Source organism: Bradyrhizobium sp. CSA207, assembly GCF_029051685.1.
GTDB lineage: Bacteria > Pseudomonadota > Alphaproteobacteria > Rhizobiales > Xanthobacteraceae > Bradyrhizobium.
Window position 1 is genome coordinate 212,889 of sequence record NZ_JAACFT010000012.1, and the last position, 9,807, is coordinate 222,695.

9 protein-coding genes and 1 pseudogene are annotated in these 9,807 nt (G+C 64.4%); 3 read left to right on the top strand and 7 right to left on the bottom strand.

Annotation, left to right across the window (positions count from 1 at the left end):
• Positions 1-86 precede the first annotated feature (86 nt).
• Positions 87-1,826, bottom strand: coding sequence for an L-arabinonate dehydratase (gene araD / locus GWG65_RS15995; RefSeq protein WP_275196523.1), 1,740 nt, complete (start codon positions 1,824-1,826; stop codon positions 87-89).
• 260 nt (positions 1,827-2,086) lie between these two features.
• On the opposite strand from araD, the gene GWG65_RS16000 reads away from it, so the two are divergent.
• The gene (locus tag GWG65_RS16000) at positions 2,087-2,506 is read left to right on the top strand and encodes a response regulator (RefSeq protein ID WP_275196524.1); all 420 of its coding nucleotides are present in this window, start codon (positions 2,087-2,089) and stop codon (positions 2,504-2,506) included.
• The gene (locus tag GWG65_RS16005) at positions 2,484-6,080 is read left to right on the top strand and encodes a PAS domain S-box protein (RefSeq protein ID WP_275196525.1); all 3,597 of its coding nucleotides are present in this window, start codon (positions 2,484-2,486) and stop codon (positions 6,078-6,080) included. Before GWG65_RS16000 ends, GWG65_RS16005 begins: the two co-directional genes overlap by 23 nt.
• 130 nt (positions 6,081-6,210) lie before the next feature.
• On the opposite strand, the gene GWG65_RS16010 is transcribed toward GWG65_RS16005, so the two are convergent.
• Positions 6,211-6,846, bottom strand: coding sequence for a response regulator (locus GWG65_RS16010; RefSeq protein ID WP_275196526.1), 636 nt, complete (start codon positions 6,844-6,846; stop codon positions 6,211-6,213).
• A 151-nt stretch (positions 6,847-6,997) separates the two neighbouring features.
• Between GWG65_RS16010 and GWG65_RS16015 the strand changes: the two genes are divergently transcribed.
• Positions 6,998-7,324 carry a hypothetical protein gene (locus tag GWG65_RS16015; protein ID WP_275196527.1) on the top strand — a complete coding sequence of 109 codons (327 nt, stop codon included), beginning with the start codon at positions 6,998-7,000 and terminating at the stop codon, positions 7,322-7,324.
• 12 nt (positions 7,325-7,336) lie between these two features.
• Here GWG65_RS16015 and GWG65_RS16020 read toward each other — a convergent pair whose 3' ends face one another.
• The 5 genes and pseudogenes from GWG65_RS16020 to GWG65_RS16040 form a co-directional block, all read right to left on the bottom strand.
• A complete protein-coding gene (locus tag GWG65_RS16020) occupies positions 7,337-7,840 on the bottom strand; it encodes a response regulator (protein ID WP_275196528.1) in 504 nt (167 codons plus the stop codon).
• Positions 7,841-7,983: 143 nt separating this feature from the next.
• On the bottom strand, positions 7,984-8,295 hold the full coding sequence (locus GWG65_RS16025) for a PilZ domain-containing protein (protein WP_148739177.1): 312 nt from the start codon (positions 8,293-8,295) through the stop codon (positions 7,984-7,986).
• 2 nt (positions 8,296-8,297) lie between these two features.
• Complete coding sequence (locus GWG65_RS16030; RefSeq protein ID WP_275196529.1) at positions 8,298-9,176, bottom strand: protein-glutamate O-methyltransferase CheR; 879 nt, start codon at positions 9,174-9,176, stop codon at positions 8,298-8,300.
• Positions 9,177-9,235: 59 nt separating this feature from the next.
• Complete coding sequence (locus GWG65_RS16035; RefSeq protein WP_275196530.1) at positions 9,236-9,622, bottom strand: response regulator; 387 nt, start codon at positions 9,620-9,622, stop codon at positions 9,236-9,238.
• A gap of 31 nt (positions 9,623-9,653) precedes the next feature.
• Positions 9,654-9,807, bottom strand: a pseudogene (locus GWG65_RS16040) (chemotaxis protein CheW); the annotation flags it as partial.

Sequence of the window (9,807 nt, forward strand, 5' to 3'; positions counted from 1 at the left end):
GCGCATCTGAGAATCCATCGGGCCGCAAATGCCGCGGTGAAATGGGTTCCGGGCTCGATGCTTCGCATCGCCCCGGAACGACAGCGTCAGTAGATGGACGGCTCGCCTATCGGCGCGCCGAAATCGGTCTCCAGGAAGTCGAAGTCGCAGCCCTCGTTGGCCTGCTTGATGTGTTTTGTGAACATCCAGCCATAGCCGCGCTCGAAGCGGCGCTCGGGCGCCTTCCAGGCGGCACGGCGCTTTGCGAGCTCGGCCTCGGATACATCGAGATTGATGGTGCGGGCGGCGACGTCGAGCGTGATGTGGTCGCCGTTTTGCACCAGCGCCAGCGGGCCGCCCACGTAAGACTCCGGCGCGACGTGCAGGATGCAGGCGCCGTAGCTGGTCCCGCTCATGCGCGCGTCCGAGATGCGCACCATGTCGCGCACGCCTTGCTTCACGAGCTTGGTCGGAATCGGCAGCATGCCCCATTCCGGCATGCCCGGCCCGCCCTGCGGCCCCGCATTGCGCAGGATCAGAATGTGGTCGGCGGTGACGTCGAGATTGGGATCGTCGACCGCCTGCTTCATCGAAGGATAGTCGTCGAACACCAGCGCGGGGCCGGTGTGCTTGAGGAAACGCGTCTCGCAGGCACTCGGCTTGATGACGCAGCCATCGGGCGCGAGATTGCCCTTGAGCACGGCGAGCGCGCCCTCCTTGTAGATGGGGTTGTCGACCGAGCGGATCACGTCGTCATTGTGCACTTCGGCGTGCGCGATGTTTTCCCCGACGGTCCGGCCGGTGACAGTGACGCAATCGAGATGCAGATGCGGCTTGATCTGGCCCATCAGCGCCGGCAGGCCGCCGGCATAGAAGAAGTCTTCCATCAGATAGGCCTCGCCGCTCGGCCGCACATTGGCGATGACGGGCACCTTGCGGCTCGCGATCTCGAAATCGTCGAGCCCGATGTCCTGGCCGGCGCGGCGAGCCTGGGCAATCAGATGGATGATCGCGTTGGTCGAGCAGCCCATCGCCATGGCGACTGCGATTGCGTTCTCGAACGCCTTCCGGGTCTGGATCGCCTTCGGCGTCAGATCTTCCCAGACCATCTCGACGATGCGGCGGCCGCACTCCGAAGCCATGCGGATGTGGTTGGCATCGGCCGCCGGAATCGAGGACGCGCCCGGCAGCGTCATGCCGATCGCTTCCGCGATGGCGGTCATGGTCGAGGCCGTGCCCATGGTCATGCAGGTGCCGTAGCTGCGAGCGATGCCGGCTTCGATATCGAGCCAGTCCTTGTCGGAGATCTTTCCGGCGCGCCGCTCGTCCCAATATTTCCAGCCGTCGGAACCCGAGCCGAGCGTCTTGCCCTTCCAGTTGCCGCGCAACATGGGACCTGCCGGCAGATAGATCGCCGGGATGTTCATCGAAGTGGCGCCGAGCAGCAGCGCCGGCGTGGTCTTGTCGCAGCCGCCCATCAGAACCACGCCGTCGACGGGATGGCTGCGCAGCAGCTCCTCGGCATCCATCGCCAGCAGATTGCGATAGAGCATCGTGGTCGGCTTGAGCAGCGATTCCGACAGCGACAGCGCCGGCAATTCCAGCGGCAGGCCGCCGGCCATGAGGACGCCGCGCTTGACGTCGTCGACGCGCGACTTGAAATGCATGTGGCAGGGCTGCGCGTCCGACCAGGTGTTGAGGATCGCGATGATCGGGCGGTCCTTCCACTCCTCCGGCGCGTAACCCATCTGCATGGTGCGGGAGCGGTGGCCGAACGAGCGGAGGTCGTCGGGCGCGAACCAGCGCGCGCTGCGGAACTGGTCGGGTGTTTTCTTCCTGGTGGTCATTTTCCTTGTCCGTCCGGGGAATCCGCCCTGCTCTTCCCACAGGCGATCCATCCCTCGCAAGACGCCGGACTGAGGGGAAACGGGCGTCTGCTATGCACACAGGCGTGCATACGTCCCGGTGCAATGCAATAACGAACCCGACGGCACGGCAACCGGGCGCGAAGCCCTTGCAGGTTGAGCGGAATCCGCGCAACAATTTCACATTTGGTGCGTCGACTTCGCACCCGATTTGCCTCGCATCCGGCGCAGAGGACTGGAATTTGGCCAACATCCTGATCGTGGATGACGATCCGGCCGTGCAGATCACGATCCGGCTGCTCCTCGAGAGGGCCGGTCATCACGTGACGGTCGCCGGCGACGGCCGCAGCGGGCTGGCGCTGTTCGAGACCAGCCAGTTCGACCTCTTGTTTCTCAACATCTTCATGCCCGGAATGGACGGGCTGGAGACCATGCGCCACGTCCGGGCGCAGCAGCCGGCTATTCCGATCATCGTCATTTCCGGCCGCTCGGTCACGCCGGATGCCTATGCCGAGCCGGATTTCCTGAGGATGGCAACCAAGCTCGGCGCGGTGGCGAGCTTGCAGAAGCCGTTCCGGGCCGACGCGCTGCTCGCCGCAGTCGACGGCTGCCTTGACGCCGGCAAGCCGGAGGGTCCCGATGTCAGCACCGGCCGCCGATGATGAAGACGTCCGTTCCGTTCCAGGCCCGAACAGGCGCGGTGACTCGAGCAACGATGCGAAGATTCCCATGACGCTCGCCACCCGGCTGGCCATCGCGATGATCCTGCTGGTGGCGGTTACCGTGGCCGCGGTCGGCTGGCTCGGCTATCGCAACATCACCCAAGCCGTCATTCCGCGGGTCTTGGAGCGCATTGAGGCCCAGTCGCGCCTGCGCGCTAACAATCTTGAATCCTACGTTGCCGGCGCGCGCGGCGATCTGGTCGGTTATCGCTCCGCCGCAGCCATCAATGGCCTGATCCGCGCTCACATCGGTGGCGGCGTTGACGCCATTGACGGCGTTTCGGAGCAAACCTGGCGCGAGCGCATTGCAGCGCGGCTCGCGGCCGAGATCGAGGCCAAACCCAGCTACGGACAGTTTCGAATCATCGGGCTTGAGGACGACCAGCGCGAGCTGGTCCGCGTCGATCGCTCGGGCCCGAATGGAGCGGCACGGATCGTCCCCAACGGCGAACTGGAGCGCAAGAGCGAGCGGGCCTATTTCCAGGAAACAATTCGGTTGGCGCCGGGCGAAATCTACGTTTCGCCGGTCGATCTCGCCACCCGCCAGGGCGGAACCACGGCCCTTCACACGCCGACTTTGCGTGTCGCGACGCCGCTGTTCACACCGGACGGCAAGCCGTTCGGTATCATCATCGCCAATATCGACATGCGTCCGGCACTCGACCGCGTCCGCTCGACCACGGGCTCGGGGGGAGAGATCTACGTCGTGAATTCGCGCGGCGACTATCTCGTCCATCCCGATCGTGCGCGAGAATTCGGCTCGGTGCGAGGTCACCCCACCAACTGGCGCAATGACTTTCCATTTTTTGCAGGCCAGGCCGGCACGCTGGAAGGATCCACGCAGCTCATCACCGACGGGTCGGGCCGGCCGAGCGGCGCGGCGATCGCGCCGGCGCTGCTTGCGGGCAAGGAATGGGTCGCGATCATCGAGACAGTTCCTCCGTCCGTGTTCGGCCGCGTGCCGGCGGCCATTCAAAAAACGTCCTTGCTCGTCGGCGTGCTTGCCGTCCTCGCCGCGGCGTCACTCGCGGTGCTCCTGGCGCGCTCATTGACTCGCCCGATCGGGCGCCTGACCACGGCGGTGGAGGCAATCGGCAGCGGACGTCCGGCGGACATTCCCGTCGATGCCGGCGGCGAGACCGGCGTGCTGGCCCGGGCTTTTGCTCGGATGGTCGAAGAGACGCGGGCGAAAACAGCCGCTCTCGAACGAGAGGTCCAGGAGCATCGCCGCACCGAGGCCGCGCGAAGCCATCATGCGACGCGCGAGCGCCTGTTCAGTGCCGCTGTCGAATCCTCCGACGATGCCATCGTGATGCAATCGCTCGATGCCGTCATCACGGGCTGGAATCCCGCCGCCGAACGCCTCTATGGCTATTCGGCCGACGAGGCGATCGGGAAATCCACCTCGATCATTGTTCCGCCCGACCGCCGCGAGCAGGGCAAGGATATTTTGCAGCGGATCGCCCGGGGTGAGCCGATCGAACGCTTCGAGACGGTGCGCCTGTGCAAGGACGGCACGCCGGTCGAGATCTCGCTCAGCCTCTCCCCGATCAGGGGGCCGTCGGGTGAGATCGTCGGCGCCTCCGGATCGGCCCGCAGCCTCACCGAGGCGCGACGGACCGAGCGCGCGCTACAGCAACAGATCGAGGAGCGGCGGCAGATCTTCGACACCTCACAGGATCTGATCATGGTCATGGACTCGCACGGGCATATCGCGCAGATCAGCCCGAGCAGCGAAACTATTCTCGGCTACCGGCCGGAGGAGATGATCGGCCGCAGCGGCGCCGACTTCATTCATCCCGATCATCTGGAGAAATCCCGCGAGGAGATGCGGGCGATGCGGCGCGGCGATCACCCCAAGCTCGACGACACCCGCTGCTTCCACAAGAACGGGCATGAGGTCTGGCTATCCTGGCTCGGCAACTGGTCGGAGCCGGCCAAACGCTTCTTCTTCGTCGGGCGCGACATGACCGAAGCCCGGCTCGCGCAGGAATCCCTGCGCGAGAGCGAACGGCTCGCCCACGACATCGTCGAGACCGCGCTCGACGCCTTCGTCCAAACCGACGCGACCGGCAGAATCCTGAACTGGAACTCGCAGGCCGAGCAGCTGTTCGGCTGGCAACGCGACGAGGTGCTCGGCAAGAGCACGATCGACCTGATCGTTGCCCCCAGCGAACGCGAGCGGGCCAGAACGGGTCTGCAACGCTTCCTGGAGTCCGGACAAAGCAGCCCGCTCAACCGCCGCCGCGAACTCGCGGTCCGCCGCCGCGACGGCAAGGAGTTCAAGGCCGAGCTGAGCGTCACGGCACTGAAGCGCCGCGAGGGCCTCCTGTTCAACATCTTCTACCGCGACCTCACCGACAAGATCGCGGCCGAGGAGCGGATCCGCCATGCCGAAAAGATGGAGGCGGTCGGCCAGCTCACCGGCGGGGTGGCGCACGACTTCAACAACATCCTCACCGTCATCACCGGAACGATCGAGATCCTGGCTGACGCCGTGGCCAAGGAGCCGGAACTTGCGGCGATCACGAAGATGATCGACGAGGCCGCTGGGCGCGGCGCCGAGCTGACCCAGCACCTGCTTGCGTTTGCGCGCAAGCAACCGCTGCAACCGCGCGAGATCGACATCAACTCGCTGATCATCGACACCGCGAAGCTGTTGCGGCCGACGCTGGGCGAGCAGATCCAGATCGAATCCGTATTCGAGGACGAGAGCTGCGTCGCGATCGTCGATCCCAACCAGCTCACCACGGCCATCCTCAACCTCGCGCTCAACGCCCGCGACGCCATGCCCGGCGGCGGCAAGCTGATCGTCGAGACGGGCGCGGCCTATCTCGACGAGGTCTATGCCAGCGTCAACGACGTCCCGCCCGGGCACTATGTGCTGATTGCCGTGAGCGACACCGGTGCCGGTATCCCCGCCAACATGCTGGCGAGGGTGTTCGACCCCTTCTTCACCTCGAAGGGACCCGGCAAGGGCACCGGACTCGGGCTCTCCATGGTCTACGGCTTCATCAAGCAGTCCGCAGGGCACATCAAGATCTACAGCGAAGAGGGTCACGGCACCACGATCAAGATGTATCTGCCGCCCGGCAAGACCGCCACGGCGGTTGCCGACGGCGTGACGCCGTCAACGGTCGAGGGCGGACGCGAAACGATCCTCGTGGTCGAGGACGACCGGCTGGTGCGCGACTACGTGCTGGCGCAGCTGCATGCGCTCGGCTACGTCACTTTGCAGGCCGCAAACGCCGCGGAGGCACTCGCGATTGTCGCCGCCGGCAAGCCGTTCGACCTGCTGTTCACCGACGTGATCATGCCCGGCAAGATGAACGGGCGGCAGCTTGCTGACGAGCTGTTGAAGACGCGGCCCGATCTCAGGGTGGTCTTCACGTCCGGCTACACCGAGAATGCGATCATCCATCACGGCCGGCTGGATTCAGGCGTCCTGTTGCTGGCAAAGCCCTATCGCAAGTCGGATCTCGCACGGATCATCCGCAAGGCGCTGAACGGCTGATGCGCGTGGGCCAGGTGAGATCCCGTAGCCCGGATTGCGCTGTAGCGTAATCCGGGAAACGTCTCGCCACGTACGCGGGGCCCCGGATTTCGCTTTCGCTCCATCCGGGCTACGAAGCTTACCGATCGACTTACGACGCGCGCTGGGCTGCTGTCATCACGATACGGATCAGATCGGCGGCATTGCGCGCGCCGAGCTTCTTCATGATGTTGGCGCGGTGGTCCTCGATCGTGCGCGGGCTGATGCCGAGCGTGCGGCCGGCTTCCTTGTTGGAAGCACCGGCGGCGAACTGTTCGAGCACCTCGCGTTCACGCCGCGTCAGCGGCTCGCGTCCGGGGAAATGCAGCGAGCCGAATTTCGGCGATACGCTCTCTGCCTGCCTGCGTGCATAGGCCCCGATCGCCTCGTCCAGCCGGCCGACGATCTCGCTGCCTCTGAACGGCTTCTCGATGAAGTCGAGCGCGCCGCTCTTGATGGCGCCCACCGCCATCGAGATGTCGCCCTGCCCGGAGATCATGAAGATCGGCGCAGGATAATCCTCGCCTTGCAGCTCCTTCAGAATGTCGAGGCCCGACTTTCCGGGAATATGCACATCGAGCAGGATTGCAGCCGGCGTGCGGCTTCGTGCGACGGAGAGCAACGCTGCGCCATCCGCGAAACAGATCACCTCATAGCCTGCCGCCTTCAACACCATCGACAAGGTGTCGCGAACGGCAGGGTCGTCGTCGACGACGAAGATTTCACCACGAGTGGTTTGTTCGGCCATATGCAGCGTCCATTCGGCGATACAAGGACTCGCGTCCGCGCCAACGGTTATGGCGTTCGGCGCAGATTCGGCCCACCCGTATTTGTACGGGACATGGACTTAACGCACAAGTAGCGGCAAGGCGTCTAATTGCAAGGGACGGAGAATATCCATGCTAAATTTTGCCGGGTCGTTCCCTCGCGCCACGACGCCCGAAGCCGACAGCCGTCAGTTGATCGCGGCAGATCTTCGCGCGTTGATCGCGCAGATCGAGAGCAGTATGCGCCTGCTCGACGCAGCGATGGCGGACGACGGCAACCAGGCGAGTTCCCCAGACATCTTCGTACTCGACGACCTCGCGCCCCATTATGCCGCGGCGAGCGCCGCCCTCAACGCCTGCCGCGCCGGCCTCGGTCACGCGCTGCAATCCTTGTCGGAATTCGGCGATCCGATGGAGATAGCAATGGGTCCGGCAAACCTGCCGCACCCGATCGCATAGCAGCTCCCCGCTTTACGCGCGGTGCCGTTCCACGATCGCGTCGGTCGCGACACCGCCCCAGGTGTGCATCGCCGGGAGGCCCATCGCGGCTTTGCCGAGATTGGCGAGGCTGATGCGCAGGGCAGCGAGGTCGAGCGGCTTCGGCAGGCTCTGGAGCTCGATCCCGACGGATCTGGCAAAGTTGCGGGCGGCGCTGCGGCGCTTGCCGTCCATGCCGCTGATGACGATCACGGCGCCTGCGAATTTCGCCGCCGCCATCTCGCGCAGCACGTCGATGCCGTCGCCGTCCTCCAGCACGAGATCGAGCGTCACGCAGTCGAAGCGGGCGGCGCGAAGCTTTTCGATCGCCTCCGCCACGGACGGCGCCACGGTGACTTCGTGGCCGGCCTGCCTGGCGGCGACCGTGATCAGGCTGCGCTGCGTGGCATCGTCATCGACCACCAGGAGCTGAAGGGCGCGCCGCTCGGCGACGTCGGGCAGGTTTGACGAGACGGGGGAGAGAGGGCTTCTTGGCATTGCCGAATCCTGAGTTGAGACCGGCAATCGATACACGGTTCGCGCTTAAGCCACGTAAAGCCAGTGCGGCGAATTCATCCGGATGTTTTCAGAAAATGTGAAGCAACGTGTCGGGAAAGCGCGATGGTGGATCCGCGCGCAGATCAGACGACCGCGTCGTGTCCGGTCGCGCGCTTCTTCCTGTTCTTGCCGCGCAGGAACTGGATGTCCATCTCGGCGCCGTTGACGCGCACGAGTTCGCAGCGGCGGTAGGCAAGCCCGGTGGACGACAACAGCAGGAAGAACTCCTTCAAGTTCAAGCCCTGGATCGATCCTTCCACCGTGAGAATGGCGTCGGTATCGGAGATCGCGTTGAGCTTGCAGTCGCGCCGCCAGGTGCCGTCGATGGCCATGATGCAGACATCATAGCCGCGGCTGAACGTTACCCGCTCCGTACCCTTTCCATCCTCTGCCATGCTTATCGTCCCGCCATCACTGCCATGCGGGGCGGCGCGCCGGCGAGCGCCGGCCTGGCTGCGGCTGCGCGCGCATCATTGGGCTTGTAGAGGCCGCGCCGCTCCGGAATCGGCTTGAAGGTATCGGTCAATCCGACCACGGTTTCGGCCGCGCCCAGCACCAGGAAGCCGTCTGGCTCGATCTGGCGGGCGAGGCGATTGAAGATATTGATCTTGGTGTCCTGGTCGAAATAGATCAGCACGTTGCGGCAGAAGATGACGTCGAACGAGCCGAGCTGAGCGAAATCGTGCAGCAGGTTGAGCTGCCGGTGCTGGATCATCGCGCGCAGCTCGGGATTGATCTGCCAGGTCTCGCCGGTCTGCTTGAAATATTTCATCAGCATCTGGATCGGCAGGCCGCGCTGCACTTCGAACTGGCTGTAGATGCCGGCTTTGGCCTTCTCCAGCACTTCCTGTGACAGGTCGGTTGCGATGATCTCGACACGCCAGCCCGTGAGCGCGGCACTCATCTCCTTCAGGCTCATCGCCAGCGAATAGGGCTCCTGCCCGGTCGAACCGGCGGCGCACCAGATCCGCACGCTGCGGCGGCCGGCGCGGGCCTTGATGACTTCGGGCATGATGGTATCGCGGAAATGATCGAACGGGACCTTGTCGCGGAAGAAGAAGGTCTCGTTGGTGGTCATGGCCTCGACCACGCTGGTGACCAGCGCGCTCGAGCCGCCCTGCAGCTTCTGCACGAGCTCGCCGATGCCCGAGAGTCCGGCCTTGCGGGCGAGCGGCAACAGCCGGCTTTCGATCAGATATTGCTTGTCTGCGGACAGGTCGAGCCCGGAATGATCCCTCAGGAACTTACGCAGATACTCATACTCGGTCGGGGTCACGGATGGCCTTTCGAAAGCTGTACTGGGAACACTCTGGCTAATGGGCTTGGGCCAGACACTCAGACCATGGCTTGTCCAACCGGGATCAGGCCGACTTCGGCAAATTTGTCGGCGATAATGTCTTTGTCGAACGGCTTCATGATGTACTCGTTGGCACCGCCGCTGAGCGCCTGGGCGATATGAGCCACGTTGTTCTCGGTGGTGCAGAACACCACCTTGGGCTGGTCGCCGCCGGGCAGACGGCGCATGTGGCCCATGAACTCGAAGCCGTCCATGACCGGCATGTTCCAGTCGAGCAGCACCGCGTCGGGCAATTTGCGCTGGCAGGCCTCCAGCGCTTTCGAGCCGTCTTCGGCCTCGGTGACTTCGAATTCGAGGCCTTCCAGGATCCTGCGCGCGATCTTTCGCACGACGCTGGAATCATCGACCACCAAACATGTCTTCATTTTGGTTCTCCGGCTTCGATGTTGTTGGGGCTCACGCAGCCATTTGCACTTCGGTTTTGAGCTCGAGGACGCGATCGACGTCGAGGACGACCATGAGCTGTCCGTCGAGGCGGTGGACGCCGCCGGCGAGCTTGGCCATGCGGGGATCGAGGTTGACGGGGTTGTCTTCCTTGCCGTCCTCGGAC